The organism is Paenibacillus sp. FSL K6-2862 (assembly GCF_038005125.1).
GTDB lineage: Bacteria > Bacillota > Bacilli > Paenibacillales > Paenibacillaceae > Paenibacillus > Paenibacillus illinoisensis_A.
Window position 1 is genome coordinate 1,573,619 of record NZ_JBBOSN010000001.1, and the last position, 19,520, is coordinate 1,593,138.

General features: G+C 44.6%; 20 protein-coding genes. 15 read left to right on the forward strand and 5 right to left on the reverse strand.

Translation table 11 applies throughout. The features are described from left to right. Window positions 1-132 precede the first annotated feature (132 nt). The 4 genes from MHB82_RS07185 to MHB82_RS07200 all read left to right on the forward strand — a co-directional run bounded on the left by MHB82_RS07185 (window position 133) and on the right by MHB82_RS07200 (window position 3,956). Entirely contained in the window at window positions 133-798 is a 666-nt protein-coding gene (locus MHB82_RS07185; RefSeq protein ID WP_341174264.1) for a TetR/AcrR family transcriptional regulator, read from the forward strand. Between the two features lie 109 nt (window positions 799-907). Continuing rightward, window positions 908-2,062, forward strand: a complete 1,155-nt coding sequence (locus MHB82_RS07190; RefSeq protein WP_341174265.1) for a serine hydrolase domain-containing protein — start codon at window positions 908-910, stop codon at window positions 2,060-2,062. A 445-nt stretch (window positions 2,063-2,507) separates the two neighbouring features. Beyond that, window positions 2,508-2,669 (forward strand): paeninodin family lasso peptide, encoded by a 162-nt coding sequence (locus MHB82_RS07195; protein ID WP_110757594.1) that lies wholly within the window; start codon window positions 2,508-2,510, stop codon window positions 2,667-2,669. 69 nt (window positions 2,670-2,738) lie between these two features. Beyond that, a complete protein-coding gene (locus tag MHB82_RS07200) occupies window positions 2,739-3,956 on the forward strand; it encodes a carboxypeptidase-like regulatory domain-containing protein (RefSeq protein ID WP_095360517.1) in 1,218 nt (405 codons plus the stop codon). 464 nt (window positions 3,957-4,420) lie between these two features. On the opposite strand, the gene MHB82_RS07205 is transcribed toward MHB82_RS07200, so the two are convergent. Continuing rightward, complete coding sequence (locus tag MHB82_RS07205; protein WP_341174266.1) at window positions 4,421-5,830, reverse strand: MDR family MFS transporter; 1,410 nt, start codon at window positions 5,828-5,830, stop codon at window positions 4,421-4,423. 159 nt (window positions 5,831-5,989) lie between these two features. Continuing rightward, window positions 5,990-6,457 (reverse strand): MarR family transcriptional regulator, encoded by a 468-nt coding sequence (locus MHB82_RS07210; protein WP_341174267.1) that lies wholly within the window; start codon window positions 6,455-6,457, stop codon window positions 5,990-5,992. A gap of 630 nt (window positions 6,458-7,087) precedes the next feature. Between MHB82_RS07210 and MHB82_RS07215 the strand changes: the two genes are divergently transcribed. Then, the gene (locus MHB82_RS07215) at window positions 7,088-8,596 is read left to right on the forward strand and encodes an alpha/beta hydrolase family protein (RefSeq protein ID WP_341174268.1); all 1,509 of its coding nucleotides are present in this window, start codon (window positions 7,088-7,090) and stop codon (window positions 8,594-8,596) included. Between the two features lie 62 nt (window positions 8,597-8,658). Here the strand turns inward: MHB82_RS07215 and MHB82_RS07220 are convergent, their stop codons facing one another. Beyond that, window positions 8,659-9,204, reverse strand: coding sequence for a GNAT family N-acetyltransferase (locus tag MHB82_RS07220; RefSeq protein WP_341174269.1), 546 nt, complete (start codon window positions 9,202-9,204; stop codon window positions 8,659-8,661). Between the two features lie 494 nt (window positions 9,205-9,698). On the opposite strand from MHB82_RS07220, the gene MHB82_RS07225 reads away from it, so the two are divergent. Next, entirely contained in the window at window positions 9,699-10,583 is an 885-nt protein-coding gene (locus MHB82_RS07225; protein WP_341174270.1) for an alpha/beta fold hydrolase, read from the forward strand. A gap of 56 nt (window positions 10,584-10,639) precedes the next feature. On the opposite strand, the gene MHB82_RS07230 is transcribed toward MHB82_RS07225, so the two are convergent. Further along, window positions 10,640-10,846, reverse strand: a complete 207-nt coding sequence (locus MHB82_RS07230) for a DUF1272 domain-containing protein (RefSeq protein WP_095360513.1) — start codon at window positions 10,844-10,846, stop codon at window positions 10,640-10,642. A gap of 167 nt (window positions 10,847-11,013) precedes the next feature. Between MHB82_RS07230 and MHB82_RS07235 the strand changes: the two genes are divergently transcribed. After that, window positions 11,014-11,436 (forward strand): Lrp/AsnC family transcriptional regulator, encoded by a 423-nt coding sequence (locus tag MHB82_RS07235; protein ID WP_095360512.1) that lies wholly within the window; start codon window positions 11,014-11,016, stop codon window positions 11,434-11,436. Window positions 11,437-11,574: 138 nt separating this feature from the next. Then, entirely contained in the window at window positions 11,575-12,081 is a 507-nt protein-coding gene (locus MHB82_RS07240; RefSeq protein ID WP_095360511.1) for a GNAT family N-acetyltransferase, read from the forward strand. Between the two features lie 129 nt (window positions 12,082-12,210). On the opposite strand, the gene MHB82_RS07245 is transcribed toward MHB82_RS07240, so the two are convergent. Next, on the reverse strand, window positions 12,211-12,702 hold the full coding sequence (locus tag MHB82_RS07245; protein ID WP_095360510.1) for a DinB family protein: 492 nt from the start codon (window positions 12,700-12,702) through the stop codon (window positions 12,211-12,213). A gap of 280 nt (window positions 12,703-12,982) precedes the next feature. Between MHB82_RS07245 and MHB82_RS07250 the strand changes: the two genes are divergently transcribed. The 7 genes from MHB82_RS07250 (at window position 12,983) to MHB82_RS07280 (ending at window position 19,444) form a co-directional block, all read left to right on the forward strand. Then, on the forward strand, window positions 12,983-13,402 hold the full coding sequence (locus tag MHB82_RS07250) for a hypothetical protein (RefSeq protein WP_095289285.1): 420 nt from the start codon (window positions 12,983-12,985) through the stop codon (window positions 13,400-13,402). Further along, window positions 13,399-14,688 carry an ammonium transporter gene (locus MHB82_RS07255; protein ID WP_127539633.1) on the forward strand — a complete coding sequence of 430 codons (1,290 nt, stop codon included), beginning with the start codon at window positions 13,399-13,401 and terminating at the stop codon, window positions 14,686-14,688. The genes MHB82_RS07250 and MHB82_RS07255 overlap by 4 nt, the downstream gene beginning before the upstream one ends. Window positions 14,689-14,838: 150 nt before the next feature. Beyond that, window positions 14,839-15,780: a YwqG family protein gene (locus MHB82_RS07260; protein ID WP_341174271.1), complete on the forward strand. Its 942-nt coding sequence runs from the start codon at window positions 14,839-14,841 to the stop codon at window positions 15,778-15,780. Between the two features lie 198 nt (window positions 15,781-15,978). Next, window positions 15,979-16,437: a DinB family protein gene (locus tag MHB82_RS07265; protein ID WP_341174272.1), complete on the forward strand. Its 459-nt coding sequence runs from the start codon at window positions 15,979-15,981 to the stop codon at window positions 16,435-16,437. A gap of 134 nt (window positions 16,438-16,571) precedes the next feature. After that, complete coding sequence (locus MHB82_RS07270) at window positions 16,572-17,513, forward strand: aminoglycoside phosphotransferase family protein (protein WP_341174273.1); 942 nt, start codon at window positions 16,572-16,574, stop codon at window positions 17,511-17,513. Beyond that, complete coding sequence (locus tag MHB82_RS07275; protein ID WP_176476115.1) at window positions 17,510-18,241, forward strand: response regulator transcription factor; 732 nt, start codon at window positions 17,510-17,512, stop codon at window positions 18,239-18,241. The genes MHB82_RS07270 and MHB82_RS07275 overlap by 4 nt, the downstream gene beginning before the upstream one ends. Before the next feature lie 66 nt (window positions 18,242-18,307). Next, entirely contained in the window at window positions 18,308-19,444 is a 1,137-nt protein-coding gene (locus MHB82_RS07280; protein ID WP_341174274.1) for a sensor histidine kinase, read from the forward strand. Window positions 19,445-19,520: the final 76 nt, after the last annotated feature.

Below are 19,520 nucleotides of genomic sequence, written 5' to 3' on the forward strand. Positions count from 1 at the left end.
CAACCTCCACTTACAGAGTGCCTCACGCCTGAACACCCAAATCAAATGATTTTGATTTTATGGTGTTGACATTATAAGGATGATCGAATATATTTTTTACATACCAACTGAATGTATGAAAGGAGAAAGCGAGTGGCAAGGAATAAATATCCCGAAGAAACAATCAATCAGATTCTAACCGTTGCTCTTAACCTGTTCATACAAAAAGGATACGAGCAAACCTCCATTCAGGATATCATTAATGAGCTGGGTGGACTGACAAAAGGGGCAATTTATCATCACTACAAGTCAAAGGAAGAAATCTTCCAGGCTGTCACCGACCATATGTTCAAAGGGGCTGACGAGATGCTGTCCGGTATCAGGGACGACAAGGAGCTGAACGGCCTGGAGAAGCTCCGGAAGATTTCCCGTGTTTCTCTAGACAATCCAGCGCAGAACGAAATGGCATCGGCGGCGCCAAGCCTCCTGAACAATCCAAAGCTGCTGGCGGCACAATTCGAGAACATATTCATAAAAGGCGTACCCCTCTATATCCAGCCTATCATCGAACAGGGTATGCGAGACGGTTCGATCCGAACCGACTATCCAAGGGAGCTAAGCGAAGCGTTGATGATTCTCACCAACTTTTGGCTAAACCCGGCGGTCATTCAAGCTACGCCCGAGATGATGTTGCGAAAGGTAAGGCTTTTCGATGAAATATTGAAAGGTCTGGGGCTTAACCTGTTCGATGAGCAAATGATTCAGCGTTACGAGGAATTGTACCGTTTGTCAGCTCGAGAAGTCAGCAACGAAAACTAAACTGCCGTTAAGGCAGCTTATTTTTAGACTATACATACCACCGGTCGGTATGTATAGATGAACAATGCTCAAATGAGCGCTAGAAAACTTATTATAAGGAGATGTGAATATGATGAATCAGTTCAATTCGCCAGAAAATATGAAGGAAAAAAGAGTCGCTACGGGGCAGGATCGTCCGGAGCTACAGAAGGCCATTCAGGAGATAGTCGATTCCGGTTTCCTAGGGGTGCAGCTGCGCGTGCACGATGAGCAGGGCGAGTGGGTTGGTAGTGCGGGGGTTAGCAAGCTGGGCGACGCCGCGAAGCCACCTACAAATGGGCACTTCCGGATCGGCAGCAATACCAAGACCTTCACCGCGACCGTGGTGCTGCAATTGGTTGCCGAGGGTAGGATCGGGCTGGAGGACCCGGTGGTAGACTACCTGCCCGAGTTCGGGCTTGACCGGAGGATCACGGTGCGGATGCTGCTGCAGCATACAAGCGGGGTGTTCAACTTCACCGGCGAGTACTACGAAGACGGGAAGGTCGTGCCGGGCATCCCTTGGCAGGGGCAGGAGTGGGTAGATAATCGGTTCAAGACCTACCGGCCGGAGGAGCTGGTACGGCTGGCATTGACCAAGTCGGTGCGATTCGAGCCAGGAACGGGCTGGAGCTATTCCAACACCAACTACGTGCTTGCCAGGCTGCTGATCGAGAAAGTCACCGGCAGTTCGCTCGTCGAGGAAATGCAGCGACTGATTCTGAGGCCGCTCGGGCTGTCGGGTACCGTCGTACCTGGCACCCAGTCGATGATCCCTGAACCGCACGCGCACGCCTACTACCGATACGAGGACGATGGCGAGCAGAAGACAGTCGACATCACCAACCAGAACCCTTCCTGGATTTCCACTGGAGGTGACATGATTTCGACCACCAAGGATCTCCACACGTTCATTTCGGCGCTGATGGGTGGCAAGCTCCTTCCGGCCCCCCTGCTGGCCGAGATGTGCAAGCCGTACCCCAAAATCGGCTATGGCTTGGGGGTGTTTGTACAGGACGCCGGTTCGAACGGTGGTACCATCATCACCCACAACGGCGGTATATCGGGCTACGCGGCACTGATGTACAGCACGCCTGACGGCAGCAAGACCCTGACCGCCTCCATCAACTATGTGGACGATGCCGCCATGTCACTGGCAGTGCCGTTCCAGAAGGCGACGCAGAGGCTCGTCGAGGAGGTGTTCGGCGGGGGGCAGACCAGTCGCCAGGGTGATCAAGTTTTGTAAAAATCGCTAATCCAGTGAATGATTCGAATCGGCGGTACGCAAATATATAATTTTATTAAAGGTGATATGCTAAACGGAAGATCGTTCAATGATGAATATAAAGCCAGCCGTTTACTTTGACCGGCTGGCTGTATTCAATTAACGGGCAGGGTAGTTTAGCGTTAGTATTGTTTCTATTATCTAGATAAGGAGAGAATGATTTGAAGGTTTTTAAGTTAATTAAACATCTTGGATGTAGAGACACTTTACAAAAGAGTTTATAACGATTTACGATTCTCCCGTTATTTTATTGGTCAACCCGTTGTTTCAGAGCAGTTAAGCTTATGATGGAGAAAGATATTGATCAAGCTATGCGCGAAAGTGATAGATTACATAAAATATTTCGATACAAAATGTATCGTTTGTATTAGAATGAAGAAGAAAATTCCATAAAGAGGTGTGGACTATGAAAGAAATTTTATGTGTAGAGGTAAAGAAAGAGAAGCAGGTGTGGACAACCCCGCAGATGGAAGTTCTGGATATCAGTGAGACAATGAACGGAGGTGAAGGAATTTGGCAATACGTCTGGGGCGGAGAATTTTGGAAAATCGAAATGCTTGTCAGTTAACACGGACAGAACGCTTTTTATCTATTCAGAAGATAACCAAATATATTTTGATGGGGTGAACGATTGGTGATGAGTAATCCTTGGAAATGGATGATTCGTTTGAGTGTTTTTTTATTCGTTTCCGGAATGCTAGGTGTGCTGCTTACTGGAACGACATATGCTGCATCCAAAGATGCTTCTGCGGAGGGGCAAGTTAATCGTCTTGCTCAAACTACGAAAATTTATGGAAAAGTTACCGATATAGATAGTTTTCCGGTGAAAGATGTAAATGTAAGTATTAAGATGTACACCTTCGAAGGTAGCGAAATAACAACCAAAACAGTTAAAACAAATTCCAAGGGAGAGTACAGTTTTGAAACAAAGATAAGTGAAAGCATATACATCATGATGAGACCAGTTGCCAAGGGGTACTTGGAAACCGGGAATAATATTGCTAATTTTTATTGGATGCCGGGAGAAACATCGGAAGTGAATTTTATCCTCTATGAGCCTTCGACTATTGTAGGCAAAGTTAATGATCAATCAGGAAAACCTGTTGTAGGTGCTGTCATTAAAGCAACAACAGTCAGCCAATCTGTAAAGACAGATAAGGAGGGCAACTATGCAATTACAGGGATAAATAACTATGCTTTCAATGAAATTACGATACAGGTTGATGCAAAAGGGTATGTGCTTTACACAACAGATGCATATCCAGGTATTGGGAGGACAATGAAACTGAACATCGTACTGCAAGATGCAGTTGACGTGAGTGGCATGGTGCAAAATGAACAGGGGAGGCCAGTGGCAGGGGCCACCGTATCTATTTCTAATCTACGCACAAAAACAGACAATCAAGGAAAGTACTCCATGAATCGACTGTCTCCCGGATCAAGCACAATCTCTGTTGAAGCGGATGGTTATCTCAAGCAAACAATAAAGGTTACTCTAATTAAAGGACATGAAAATACATTTGGTTTTATTCTCAAGAGTAATCTGGACAAGACCCCACCTGTAACCAAATATTCTCTAGTCCCTTTGACAGAGATGTCCAACGGGAAACAATACATTAATGGATTTAATTTTAGGTTGAGAGCAGAGGACGAAGTTAATGGATCGGGCTTGAAAATAATACAGTACAGAATCAACGGTGGGCCATGGATTACGTTTACCGAACCGATAAAGATTTATGCTCCTGATGTCAAAACCGTGGAGTATTTCAGTACCGATGTCGCTGGCAATCAGGAAAAGATAAACAGGATGGATTTTGTGAATGGAAAATTTGAAGGAGCAGGAGCTTACAGATGATTGATGAAGGAAGGCACTCAATAAATTCCTTTCTGGTAATTGGCTTCTTATACAACTCCCCGCATCAATCGTACCATGTAGCATTCCTAGATTAACAGCTTTGTAATTTAGCTCAATTGTATTACCCCTCGTTTCTAATCACCGACTAGACATAACCTAATCAATCTTCGCACTAATTCATTAAACTAAAAGGAAACATTAGTTCAATTCAATCAAGAAGCAGCTGATCCATGAGATTGGCTGCTTTTGTTCAACTAACGGTTAGTTTAGTTCAATGAATCCGTAAATCTGCCCCCAAATAGACATTCATTTAGTCTTAGTCTCATGAGAGCAATCCGAAGCATCTTTATCCGGTTCACGTGTTTCTGCCTGAACGCTCACCAATGTCGCGAATACGACATGCTTCAGCTTGAAGATAGATCTCAAAAGAACCTGCGCTAAAATGTTTAAGCGCGGGTTCTTTGTTAGGCATTCTTTTTATTTGTAAGGAAGAGACTTGGAATAAAAATTACCCCTAGAGCAATAGCGGATAATAAAAACCCGGAATGATAACCCTTTAAATGATTTGCTATGGTTGGCTGCAATCCTTGTAGGGTAGCTGCGAAAACGGTTGCGATAACAGCTGAACCAAAGCTTGAGCCCAAGTTCTCTATAATATTAATCCCAACACCTGCTTCAGGGAGTTGTTTAGTGTCAAGTCCTGTATAGGCATCACTTGTCAAAGGAAGGCTGATTCCTCCAACACTGGCACCACGGATAAACAATATAATGGAGATCCAAAACATACTTGTTTTATCGGTGATAAAGATAAGCGGAACAGACCCAATAAGTGAAAGGACTAAGCTGACCATAACCACATATTTTGCACCGATCTTGTCAATCATTTTTCCTATCAGAGGTCTGGTCACAAGCATCCCAGCCCCTTGAGGAATTAACGCAAGCGCTGCTTCGGTCGCTGTGAAATGACGGAAGTTCTGAAAGTATAAAGGGAGAATTAACATAGGTCCCATGATAGCGGCATTTGTCAGGAATAACCCGATGCTGGAGGCTGTGAAGCTCTTATGTGCAAATAAATTCAATGGGAGCACGGTTTGATTTTTTCTTACTAGATTATATACGAAGTAGATGAAGGCTAAGACAAGACCAAGGCCAACCCAAATAACAGTTTCGCTATTGTTAAATGAAGCATGATCCGCGGCTTTTGTAATTCCATAAATCAATGCCGCACTCATTAGTGACAAATTGATAATCCCAAATAGATCGAGTCTACTATCTTTGTTGAACGGTTCAAAATGGGGTACCTTTTTCATCATCAGCGGCGCAGCAATCAAAACGATGAACACGTTTATAAAGAAAATCCAGCGCCAGGATGCCCCTTGAACAATGAACCCCCCAATAACAGGTCCTAAGATGGGACCAAAGATCATTGGGGTACTGACGATTGCCATTACTCTGCCCAAATTTTCTTGCCCCGCTGTTTTGACTAAAAGCGTGAACATTAGCGTGGTAATTACTCCGGCGCTAAAACCTTGAAGCAGACGGAAAAGGATGAAGCTGGAGATGTCCCAGCTAACTCCTACTAAAACAGAAATTACACCAAAAGCGATGACGGCCCCAACGAAAATTTTCTTGCCGTTGAATTTGTTCATAAGCCAGCCGGATACGGGAACCGCTATCGCAAGAGCTAAAACATAACCAGTTATAGCCCATTGAATGATATCCAATGTTGTGCTAAAGTCCTTCGTCAGTTTGTCAATGGCGATATTCACCATCGTGGAGTCAAGCATGGGAGCAATAGCTCCAAGTGCAATGGCCCAGGCGGCCATAAGGACTTCTTTGGGCAAGCCTATTTTCTTTATTTTATTTTCTGACATTGTAATTCTCCTCTTCAGAAGTTTTTGTTTCCTGGTCAACAAAATGTTATTTCATTTTAGTTTCCTTGTCAACAAAATGTTATCCATAAAAAAGCAGCCAGCTCTCAATAGAGCTCGGCTGCCTGTAGTTTCACTTTCCATAATTCAAAACTCTCCAGCTTAATTAATTTCTATACCCAGTTTTTTTATTTCTGCATCCAGATGCTGACTATACTTTTTCATGAAGCTACGCATACTTTCAAACTGTTCCTCGGTTACCTGTTCAAAGATGTCTTTATCCCGCTCCTGAAACTCTTGATGCAGATCCTCATGGATATTATAAATTTCCTTCCCTTGCTCAGTGAGCCTAAAATAAATTTCCTTTTTATTTTCAGACTTCTGGTAGCATTCAATGAGACCTTTCTCCATAAGCTTCTTCGTTAGTTTACTTATGGCACCTTTGGTCATATATAGGGATTCCGCAAGTTTTGTAACATTCGGATCTACATTTTTTTCAATGTATTCAATACAATGAACTTCTGAAGGCTTATGGCCCTTAAGTCTGTCTTCCATCTTACTTTTATTAAGCCACACCATTTTGTTAAATAAGTCCCTAAATTCCATCACAACTAGTTCCTGTTTGTTCATGGCCGACTGTTCCTCCTGCCCTATGATACACGATATAATAATTATATTGATTTTTTGTTTCCGCTTCAACAATAGTTCGGATGAGTGAACATCTACTGACAAAATGACAAACAAATATTGCATACACAAGGTGAGATCTGGATACCAGTAAAGAAAAAGGAACGATAGAACTAACGAAGAGCTTTATTTCTATCGTAGAAACAAGTTTGAAGATGCCGGCAGATCGGCAGCTTTATTACGCTAACGAGAAACGTTTGTTCAATCAACATCATAAGTAGTTGAGCAAACCACAAGCTTGAAAGGTTGAATACATATTTATTTTACTTTTACGTGGCCTTCTGACAGTCTCTGGTGTCTAATTCAATGTAAATCAAGAGGAAGTTCTTACCATGTCAGGAGCTCATGACACAAATCCTGTTCATCCGGATAAACAGGAAAGGCTCATACAAAAGTGTATGTTGCCCGGGTGTTGAACCGGGCATTTTAAATTGACTGGAATCGTTAGCTGGGAAATGTGTGTTGAAGATTCTTACAAGCGTGTAAGGCAATTGTCATTTAAATCAATGGTAGTCACATAGCTTCTCCTTTAGACTAATCCACATATAGAATTATTTTCTAGGGGGAGTTGGCGTGAGGCTTTTAGAAATGCTGCTTTTCTTTTTAAGTGTTTGCTTGTTGGTGCTCCTGTTCGTCAATAATCCACGTATTCGAAAATCATCCTTGCTCGTAACAAGCGGAGCAAGCTTCATTTTTTTAGTGGTACATTGGCTTGTCGAAGGATACAGAATTCAGCTTTTATTTCTATACGGATTCATAATCCTGATGTTTATCACTTCGCTTATTGGCATTTTCATCAAGCCGAAAGTCGTTCGGAATGTCTCTCGAATGCGAAGGGTACTCGGTAGGCTTTTTATCGGGATAGGGCTAATGGCAACAGGGTGCCTCCTCTACGTGTTTCCCGTCTTCAACCTTCCCATGCCAACCGGTGAGTTGAAAGTTGGTACGCAAGCTTTCCATTTTATTGATTCAAGCCGCGAGGAGACGTTTGGGAAAACCACGAAAGGTAAAAGGGAATTGATGGTTCAGGTATGGTATCCGGCTCAGGCTGGCACTGGCCATTACGCTTCCTTTATTCCTGATACGGAGATTTTACGTTATATGGCTGGGAATTATGGCCTTCCCGGGTTTACGTTTCAGCACCTTCAGTATGTATCCAATCATGCTAATTTGGAGGCCAAAGTCTCTTCGAAACAGAAAGCATACCCATTGATCATTGCAAGTCCCGGTTTTGGCTCTTCGAGGTTCCTCCACACGACGCAAGCTGAACATCTCGCGAGTCACGGATATATCGTTGCAGTGATTGACCACACCTACAATACATTTGCAACCGAGTTTCCAGACGGTCGAATTACAACCGACACAACCAACGACTTATTTTCGCCGGATCAGGATTATAGGGAGAGTAGACGCATTCGCGACAAGTTGGGGGAAGTGTTAACTAAAGATGTAATCTTTACGCTGGACCAGTTCGAGCTTATCCAATCGGGACAGATTCCTAGTAATCTAAAGGGAAGGTTGGATCTGGGTCATATCGGAGTGTTCGGTCATTCCATCGGCGGAGCGACGGCTTATGACGCTTCATACGATCCGCGAATCGCGGTCGGAATAGATCTTGATGGAGGGCTTTATCGTTTGAGTGACAGAGAGGGTCTGCAAAAGCCTTTTTTGTTTATCAACTCGGAAAGCTATTTCGAAAAATTAAAAATGGTGATGGAAAACCGAGTCTACACGGATGAAGAACTTAAACGTATGGGTTCAACAAGAGAGTGGGAGGATCAAGTAACGGAAGACAAAAAGTTAGAGCTTGACCGGATGCGACTAGCGGCCGATGAAGGGGGGCAAATCCTTTATATCGAAAATACGGAACACTTGAATTTTACCGATGTACAGTTCATTTCTCCGATTTTCAACCTGCTAGGCATTACAGGAAAGATTGCGCCCCAAAGAGCTAACTTCGCTATCAATGCCTACATGCTGGATTTCTTCGATTTATATCTAAAACATCAAAATGGAACCTTAATGAAAGGACCGAATAGCAGCTTTCCAGAAGTGAATTTCGTGAAAATAGGCGAGTTGTAAGCTATAAAAAACAGCCCTTCCTATGTTGGAATAACTGTATCCTTTATTTCGCTAATTCCCTGTTACTTGAACAACTTATACCAGTATAAAGTGGTTTCAATATTAGGAGTATACGACTGCTTCAGTGAGTCAGCTCCACCTAGTATGAATCCTTGTTTCACATAAAACCGGCATGCATCTAGATTATCATCTTGAGCTTCCAAGGACATTCCGATAAGTTTTCTTTGTTTGGCCCATTCTTCTGCTTTATATAAGAGCAACTTCCCGACGCCGCTGCCTCTATAATCTTTTTTAGTAGCGATATTTTCAATATAACAGAAACGATTCCAATCCTTAATGATTCTGATTTGTCCTACGCAAGTATTATTCATATAAGCTAAAAACAACGTTTTATCCTCTCGGTTTATATAATGGCTCCAATCAAGTTGGTCATCTGGAAAACGTGTTTCTCTCGTTTCATCATAAAGTTCTTCAGTATAAGACCATCTTCCTGATTGTAAACTGGGGACAACTCTACCATATATCTTAAAAGAATCATTGGTCTTATTGATATCCTTTATTAGGTCATCATTTAATGGAGAAATATTGATTGTATTCTCACTATCCAATATTACACACTCCTTTTAGGATGTTTTGATGTATATAATACCATAAAAAGTAAATTGCTCGTTGTTAAAATTCAAAGCAACCAATTTTACGAAAAGAGCCGTTCAAGAAGCGAAGCCAACCCGTCATTATGACGGGTTGGCTTCTTTTAACAAATGGAAGTGCACGAACATTTCCTGTAAGCAAGCAACAGCACCCGAATTGCAATACACCACTGACCATCCACTTATCAAGAAATGAAAAAAACCAAAATTTAAACTTAACTTAAACTGGGTCCGCACTTCACCTTTAACCTGGAGGGTTATGATCGTTTCCAAGGTGATCATCAATAACAAATGGAGGAAAGAAAAAGGCATTTTTGATGACGAAAAAAATATGGAGGGGAGACAAGTATGAAGTGAGTGTCAATAAGAAAAGTAAGATTCTAACCATCTTCAAGAGAATGCTTGTGTTCATATTGTCCGTTGTACTCATCTGGATTTGCTTACATCACATCATGAAGCTGGTAGAAAGAGATAAATACCCGGCATTAGGAAAGTATATCCAAGTAGAGGATGGACGGATGCATGTCTACACGAAAGGGAACGGACCAAACACCATTGTGTTATTAAACGGCCTGGGAACAGCTTCGCCTGTGCTGGATTTTGAGCCTTTAATTAATGAAATGTCCACCCATAACAAAGTTGTCGTGATAGAGCCATTCGGATATGGCTGGAGTGATATGACCGATGAGAAAAGAACGGTGGAACACATCGTTGGGGAACTGAGAAGTGCACTGCAGCAACTGAATATCCCAGGGCCATATGTATTAATGCCGCATTCTGTTTCCGGAATTTATAGCATGTACTATGCTCATGAATATCCTGAAGAGGTTAAGGCGGTTGTAGGCATAGACGCAACACTGCCAGCAGCTCTAGAATACTTCAATGAAACTCCTCCATCCATGCCAGGTTATATGAGATATGTGGCACCCGCTGGATTAGCCAGGCTCGCCATCTCCCTGGATGCTCGTAATTATCTTCCCCTTGCGAGTGAGGGTACTTATTCGGACAAGAATCTAGCAATGACCAAAGCCATTACAGCATGGAAAGGTTACAACAAAAATGTCGTTCAAGAGACCAATGAATTGGGTAATAATGTGAAAAAAACAGATCATATGTCATTTCCATCAGATATGCCTGTGTTGTTTTTTAGCAGAGAAGATGACAGGGTGAGGGGGGATCGTAAATCTTTATTTACTTTTTTACAAACCCAACTTACGGATCATCCTGCGAGTACAATCATCTCTTTGCAAGGCCATCATTACCTTCATTGGACCCACTCCAAGGAGATGAGCGAAGCTGTCTTGAAATTCATGAATGATATTGAGGGTAGGGAATAAGGAAGCTCAACAAGAAATTTTAAAAAGGCAGCCGATCCATGATCGACTGCTTTTGTTCATTTAACAGGTGAAAGGGGACAACTCATTGAAGATTTACTTCTTGGCCTTTGTACAAGTTCTCCTTTACAATTAGGGCACACATAATTCATTTCCACAGTACACTCATGGCAAAAAGTACATTCATGCGTACAAATATAAGCTAAAGAATCCGTATGGAGCCTGCTTTCGCATGTTTCACAGGTATTTCTCATTTCTAAAGACAAGGTAAAGACCTCCTGTTTTTTATTTTATTGAAACGTTCTAATGATCTAATTTTAATAAATACGTTGCTCCCCTTACATAATGAACTGATTGTAATTTTATAGAATGACTTTCTTTTTAATTGAAAAAATAGCGTTTCACTTAAAATTCTTAATGAGGAGTTATAACCATGGATGAGATTGATCGAGACATACTATTACACTTGCAGGAAAATGCCCGGTGTTCCTTTACGGAATTAGGGAAAAAAGTAGGGTTATCCACCCCTGCAGTGAACGAGAGAGTTAAGAAGCTTGAAGAGAAAGGGATTATCGCTGGCTATAAAGCAATCATTAATCCGGATAAAATAGACAAACCTATCACAGCATTTATCCTCTATAACAATACAAAGTGTGAACAGTTCACAGCGTTTTGCAAAGATCATACAGGTGTGATCGAATGTCATCGGCTGGCTGGATCGTACAACTATTTAATCAAGGTTTTGACGGATTCAGTTCAATCTCTAGAGAGCTTTATAGATGCTTCAATGTCATTTGGACAGCCATCGACCTTGATTAGACTTTCTTCACCTGTAGAGAGTAAAGCCATCAACTAAAAGCAATGGAGTAAACCGTTCATGGTATGGTATTCCCTCGCCTTTTCATAGGAATGTTTGGGGGATGACGTCTGCTTGTCTTCTCCGTTATAATATTCGTCATACTAGAGTTCGATATGGAATGATGGGGGAATAGAGATGAAGCTGGAACGTGTGCAGATTGAATATGCGCGTCTTGAGGATTTGCCGAGAATTGTGGAGATTTATAATTCCACAATTGAGAGCCGAATGGTGACAGCAGACCTGGAGCCTGTTACGGTTGAGCAGCGCGTGCCTTGGTTTGAGGAGCATTCACCGGACCGTCGTCCACTCTGGGTGATGAGACTTGAAGGACAAGTTGTGGCCTGGGCCAGTCTGAGTTCATTTTACGGACGGCCGGCATACAACGGTACAGTGGAAGTGAGTGTGTACGTTGACGAGCGATGCCGGGGTATCGGGGCTGGTGGACGTTTGTTAAATACGATTTTTGCTGCTTGTCCTGCGCTGGGAATTACAACGATTCTGGGCTTTGTATTTGGACATAATGAACCAAGTCTTGGTTTGCTGCGCAAGCATGGCTTTGAGCAATGGGGCTACTATCCGGAAGTGGCAGTACTGGACGGTGTGAACCGGGATTTGGCGATTTTGGGCAAAAAAATAATGTGAATGATCTGCTGTCAGGCCATGAGCCATGAATTTAATTCATAATGACTACTTTGAACCCAAAAAACCTCCAAAGCACGATGATGTGCTTTGGAGGTTTTTTTACGTATTTATTGCAGATACGGAGAGCTCTTAAAATCCGAGCTGCTGCTTGATATCCTTGATCTGCCCGAGATGGCGTTCTTCATGATAGCTTGCAAAATCAACCCACTGGGCAAGGTCCATCTCTCCAAATACAGGATGAGGGAAAGACTTGCTGCGCAGCAGGGAGGAGTCATTGTTTTGGGCGAAATCAGTCAATGCCTGATGGGATTGTTCCAGATCTCGGCGAACGTCAGCAAGGGATTCCGGCTCTACGGGTGGCTGCAAATGGGGGGGAGCATCAACGGAACGGCTGCGGTCCAGTGAAAGTTCGTAAGGTTTTTTATCCACAGTCATATTTTGTTCCTTCTGCAGAGCAAGCTCAGCTTGCTTCACGATGATGCGCTCCATTAGGTTCAAGTGACGTAGTACCTGCATAACACTCCATTGCTCCGGTGCAGGTTTCCGGTTCAATTGTTCTTCGTCCAGCTCTGAGACGGTCAGCCAGATTTGGTGCCGAATATCGTCATTGCGAGTTAACATGTTGCAATCCTCTCCTTATACATGGGTTCTAGATGTCAATTTGTGTGGGTCCAGTACTGAAATGCGGATGCTTGATCTATAGCATAGAGGATCGAAGCGGGAAATGCGAATGGTGCCGAATTGATGTTGTTATGTGTAGTGATATAAACAAAAATAAAGCCGTCTGCGAAAAACGACTTCTCATCCAAATAAACGGACTCCAAAAAAAGATTGACGAGCAGACCACGGCAAACTATAATCGGTAACAAGTAACTTGATATGTAAGGAGTCCTGACATGATATGTTAGTGATCGACGAGGTGTATCACCATACAGCATTGCAAATATCATCGTCCGATTTATTGTACCTTATCGAGCAGTTGAAGGTCAAAAAAGAAAATGAGATTGGAACCCTCAAACATAAAATTGAACAATTTGAACAAAAGAAGCGTGCGGAGGAAGTCGCCTATCAATCCATGTCGACCGTACGAAAGTGGTTCGCAGGCCGTCCTGCGTCCCATCATCAGGCCGTGGAATATATGGTGCAGGTGAAGGAGCGCTTTCGCAAGATGGAACAGATCCGCCGTCATATTCGTGAACTGGATCGGATTATGGAGCAAATCGAGCACCCTCACATCAAGGAGAAAGGCGAGATTGAGCTTCCACCCGATATGATCCGCGAGATCAGACAGCTTAGTGAAACGGAGGATGTACAAGCATGACTTTGGAGACGTTAAGCTCCGGGATCGATACGGTCTGGGTAGTACTGAGTGCGGCCATGATTTTATTGATGGAGGGTGGATTTGCCCTCCTGGAGGCCGGGTTTGTCCGTTATAAAAATAGTGTGAACATTATTATGAAGGTTTTTGCCGACATTACGATAGGCACATTACTGTTTTATGCTGTTGGATTCGGATTGATGTACGGTTCTGATGCCGGAGGTTTTGTTGGAGTTACGGGATTCTTCCTGAATGGCGATCTGTCTCATATCGACGTGCCTGTATCGCTTGAAACGTTCTGGCTGTTCCAGGCCGCATTCACCATCGCTGTTATTTCCATCGTATCAGGTGCGGTAGCAGAACGGATCAACTTCCGGGCCTATCTCCTGTATATCATTTTGATGACGGCTATAATATACCCGGTTGGCGGTCACTGGGCATGGGGCGGTGGTTGGCTCAGCGAGCTGGGCATGCAGGATTTTGCCGGATCGGCTGTCATTCATGCCCTGGGCGGATTCTCGGCCTTGGCTGCAGCGATCATTATTGGTCCGCGCAAAGGCAAATACACGCCTCATGGCGTGAGTGCCATTGCTCTTCCCAGCAATCTTCCGCTTGCTTCCGTAGGCGCATTTCTGCTGTGGTTTGGCTGGTTCGGCTTCAACGCAGGGAGCACGCTGAGCGCCACGGATGCAAGAATCGGTCATATAGCGATTGTCACCATGCTATCAGCTGCCTCGGGTGGAGCGGTTACGATGTTATACACGCTGTTCCGCTTCAAACGTTCAGATGCTCCGTCGGTCATTAATGGATCTCTTGCCGGTCTGGTGGGGATTACGGCAGGCTGTGCATTTGTAGGTGATGCAGCAGCGATCTTTATTGGTGCAGTATCCGGCCTGCTCATGATGGCAGCAACCAATTGGCTTGAACGTCGCCGGATTGATGATCCGGTTGGTGCTTTTCCTGTCCATGCGGCATCCGGGATGTGGGGTACGATTGCTGTAGGGCTGTTCGCGACAGACGGCGGGTTATTCATGGGCGGTGGCTGGAAGCTGCTCGGTGTCCAGGCACTGGGACTCGCGGCGCTTGTCATTTGGGGCTTTGTCATGACCTGGTTCGGTCTGAAGCTCATTGGCAAAATGGTACCTGTTCGTTCCACGGAAGAAGAGGAAGATCTGGGACTGGATATTAGCTACCATGGCGTGATGGCTGCGCATCAGGCTCATGAGTTTCTCGACGGAGAAGAGCACATTCGGGCTTTACAGCGTGATTCTTCCGAGCAGATTCGTTAATAAGGTTATATATGTAAGGAGACCTGCAGATCGTTCTGCGGGTCTCTTTTTTTAACTTTAAGCAGGGAAAGAACTCGTGCCGGAAGAATATACAGGTGTGAACGTGAATATGTCTCACCATAGATGTATTGGCTGAAGGAGAGGATCTGAATGATTAAACCCGAACAATGTGAACGTCTGACTAGAAAAGCTCGCAAAACGCTGGAGGAGTACGGATTGGGCACTGCCGCTGATCTATTGGTATCTTCAAGTCGCTGGGGAATCCGGCTGGATGTATCGACACTCGATGAATATCGCCGAACGGGCAATTCACGTGTGGGCGGCAATCCGGACCTCCCTGAACATATCCAGTGGCCGCTGACACAGGATGGTGTGCCGATGACTTTTCTTGCCCAGCTGAATCTTGTGGACTTGCTTCCATATACCCCGAATGATGGACGCGTGAGCTTGCCTGAACGGGGAATGCTCTACTTTTTTATTGGAGTCGATGAGCCCGCCTACAATATTGAACATCATGTGATCTATGAGCCGGATTCGCATAACTTGATTAGGCGTGAGCCTGAAGGCGTTACCGCGCTGGAGACCGAATTTGCTGCACATGCCGTTACGGTACTGCCTAATTTGGAGTTTCCTACATATGCTTATGTTGATGCCCAGGCGCTGAATGCACTATCCGTACAGCAGACGGGCGAGAATGAAGTGGCAGACCCGGAAGGGGGGTTGTATGAGCGGTATCTTGAATTCGAATCGGACTGGAATCATCCGAGTACCCAGAATTGGGGCGGAATGTTCGGTTACCCTGACGGCCAGCACCCGGATGCAGAGCATCAAGCCCTGTTACAGATCGTACTTGGTGAAGAATACGAGTATGACGAAGAGAAATGCGAGAACAAGCTGACCGCCCATTATGGCGGAGATCCGGAACGCACACGGCAGGAACTGGAGGATACGTTACTGCTTCTTAAGATAGATACCCATGACGGCATTGGTTTCCAGTGGTGGGATTGCGGAGAACTGCAATTTTTCATTCGTAAATCGGATCTGTTTGCCGGAAGATTCGACCAAACGTATTGTTCGTTATATTCAAGCTAAGATCCGGATTAAATGTATAGAAGCAACAAAAATGTCCCTGTTTCCGTCCATATGATGGAAAAGGGATTTTTTTGTTCATTTTTTTGTTCAGTGAATGTTGGTTTTGGTGCACAACCTGTTTATTTATATAGGGGGTATGGTCTGGGTTGAAACGGGATCATATGTTCTGTATAATGGGATAAAAAGGAAGTGATTCGGATGATAGAATCCGTATTCAAACATATTGATGTGGCAGTCACATCGTTGATTGACATCTGTGATCAGCTGTCCGAAGAGGACTTGGCTTTAACTCCGATTGAGGGGAAGCGCTCAGTTGGTGAACTGCTGTCTCATCTGTCGTTGATCTGCCGTGCAGATGTGTACATATCCGAAGGTGCAACGGAAGAAGAGATGACGATGTTCTACGAGATGAATCATCCCCGTACGCTGAGTGAGATCAAGCAGTCCCTGACGGAGAATCGGATGTATCTGTATCAGCGGTACAGGCAGTTTAACACAGAGGAACTGTTGAAGGTAACAGACTCTTATTGGGGGGCTTCATACAGCCGTTTGGAATGGCTGCTCGAAATGATGGGGCATATATATCATCACAGAGGGCAGTTGTACACGATGCTGACTCTGGAGGGGATCGAGCCTGGCGTAGTATTGTTTGCATAGTGAACTACATAGTACATTTTGGTATTTCCCGAATCGTGTCTATCTACTCCATACATAGAATCGTGCAATTGATTGCAGGCAACGCACATTGGAGCAACAAGCTGATCATACGCTTCAATAACTTAGGAGGAGGAATGGGACAGAAAATGATGTATGATGCGTTAAAAGAAAAGCTCCGAAATATTCTTAAGCTGCAACAGGCGATGGAGCTTCAGCCAATAATGGAAGGTTATTCTTCTGATCTGAAGTTCAAGGTTAAAATCCCGGGTCGAGGGGATTTTTTGCTGCGCACATTTGACTTGTCTCAAGAACCCTTGAAAAGAAATGAATATCAATGCATGGCGGGCATGCAGGAGTTGGGGGTTCGCTGTCCGTTTCCGGTTAGCATGGGGCGACTTGATGAAGAAAATGGCTATATGCTGCTTAGCTACATAGAGGGTGAAGACGCATCGAAGATGCTCCCACAGATGAACCAACAGAGCCAGTGGGCTATAGGTGTGCAAGCAGGTGCTGAGCTGCGGAAAATTCACCAATTCAAGCTAGAGGATCAAGCAGAATCGTGGTACATACGTAAGAGCAAGAAGCATAAGCGTTATGCGGAGAAGTATAGACAATGTTCTGTCAAAATGGAACATGATCAGCATGTTCTGGCATTTATCGAGGAGAATCTGGACTGGATGAAACATCGGCCCGATGGGTTCCAGCATGATGACTTTCATCCGGGCAACCTTGTAATCAAGGACGATAGGCTCGCAGGTGTTATCGATTTTAACTGTTTTGACCAGGGTGATCCGGTTCATGAATTTCTGAAGCTGGGCTTGTTTGCATCCGAGACGAGCATTCCCTATTCCATTGGACAGATCCAGGGTTACTTGGGCGGGAATGAGCCTGACGAGCAGTTCTGGAGATTGTATTCACTATACACAGCAATGGCGCTTGTATCTTCTGTCGTATGGATCCAGCAGGTGAAACCGGAAGAGACAAATGACATGATGGACAAGATTGAGCGTGTCCGGGAAGATCATGATGATTTTCGCAGATTCGTTCCCCAGTGGTATAATTTGAAGAATCAATGATTCATGGAATCGAAAGGAATAATGCCGTGGCACAGCCAGCTACCATTCTGCTTGTGGATGACGAGCAGGAAATTATTAAATTGATGGAGATTTATTTTGGCAATGAAGGTTACAGGGTTTTGACGGCAAGTGACGGACTGGAAGCACTGGAAAAACTGAAGAAAGAACAGATCGATCTGATTATTCTGGATGTCATGATGCCGAATATGGACGGACTCGAAGCGTGCATGAAGATCAGGGAAGAGCAGAAGATGCCCATCATCATGCTGTCTGCCAAGAGTATGGATATCGACAAGATAACGGGACTAAGCATTGGTGCAGACGATTATGTGACCAAGCCGTTTAATCCCCTCGAACTTGTTGCCCGGGCCAAATCCCAGCTTCGCAGGTACTATACGTTCAATGAAGGACGGGAACACAAGGAGCATGAATGGGTCATCGATGATTTGGTCATCAATACCGATACACATGAGGTCTGGGTAGACGAGCAGCCTGTTCGTCTGACTCCGCGGGAATTCGCCGTCCTGGAGCTGCTCGCACGCCATCAAGGCTCTGTATTAAGCATGGAGCAAATTTACAGACAGGTATGGAAAGAAGAATTTATGGAATCAAATAATACGGTGATGGTACATATCCGGAAGATTCGCGAGAAAATTGAAGTCGACAGTAAACATCCGAAGTTTATTCAAACCGTGTGGGGCGTCGGCTACAAAATGATTAAACCTTAACACGAATGCTCGATTATATCGCAACGTTGCATGGCAGTTGAAGCACATGAGCAGGGAGTCTTGTAGATGAATTCAAAATTAATTAATACGGTCCGGTGGAAGTTTATCTATGCCTTTCTGCTGAGCGGAATTTTAACGGCAGCTATTCTGTATGGCGGCAGCAAGGTTGTGCAATCCATTCTGGCAGCCCAGGTCTATCCCAATTACTCCATTCCGGCCAGAGGAATCCGGTGGCTGATTAACCATATTGGTTCTGTTCCGCTGATGATTATGATCGGCGTGCTAGCTTTTGTGCTGTTCTTTTTCCTGTTCACGCGCAGGGTCATGCTGGTTCTGGATGAAATTACGGACGGTATTCAGGAGGTAGCCAAAGGGGAGCTATCACACCGGATCGAGGTGAAGACATCGGATGAATTCGGCGTGGTTGCTACCAGCATCAATCAAATGGCCGAGCAATTGCAGCAATCGCTGCAGGAAGAGCGAAGTGCGGTAACTGCCAAAAATGACCTGATCACGGGTATCTCTCATGATCTCCGAACGCCGCTGACCTCCATTCTTGGTTTCCTGGAGTACATCGAGAAGGATCGGTATCAGGACGAGATTGAAATGCGTTATTATGTCAGCATTGCATATGAGAAATCCTTAACCTTAAGGAAATTGATTGATGATTTATTCGAGTATACACGTGTTAGCGGTGGAAGCCTTCCCTTGTCTCTGACACCGCTTAATCTGAATCCGTTCCTGATGCAGCTGGCTGAAGAGTTTGCTCCCATGCTGGAAGAGGCAGGCATGACGTACAAGATCACTGGCGGTCAGGAGCCGCTGTGGATTATGGCAGCTCCTGGAGAGCTTGTCCGGGCCTACGAGAACTTGTTCAGCAATGCAATCCGGTATGGAGCACAAGGGAAAGTGGTTGAAATTGCATTATCCCTTGATGAGGGAGAAGCAGTGGTCCGTATCAGTAATTATGGAGAATCTATCCCTGCTCAGGATCTGCCTCATTTATTTGAAAGGTTCTACCGGGTCGACAAATCCCGCTCGCGCGAGACGGGAGGCACGGGGCTTGGCCTCGCTATTGCCAAATCCATGATTGAGCTGCATCATGGCCGTATCGCCGCATTCAGTGAAAATGGCAGAACGGATTTTGTGACCCGCTTCCCGCTGGCACCTGCCTCTGTTCATCATGATTCAGAGGAACAGTGAAGGTAACAGAAGCAGCATATATTAAGAAAATGATAAGAAGTTAACCACTTCCTTATTAAGAAATATTCGGTAAGCT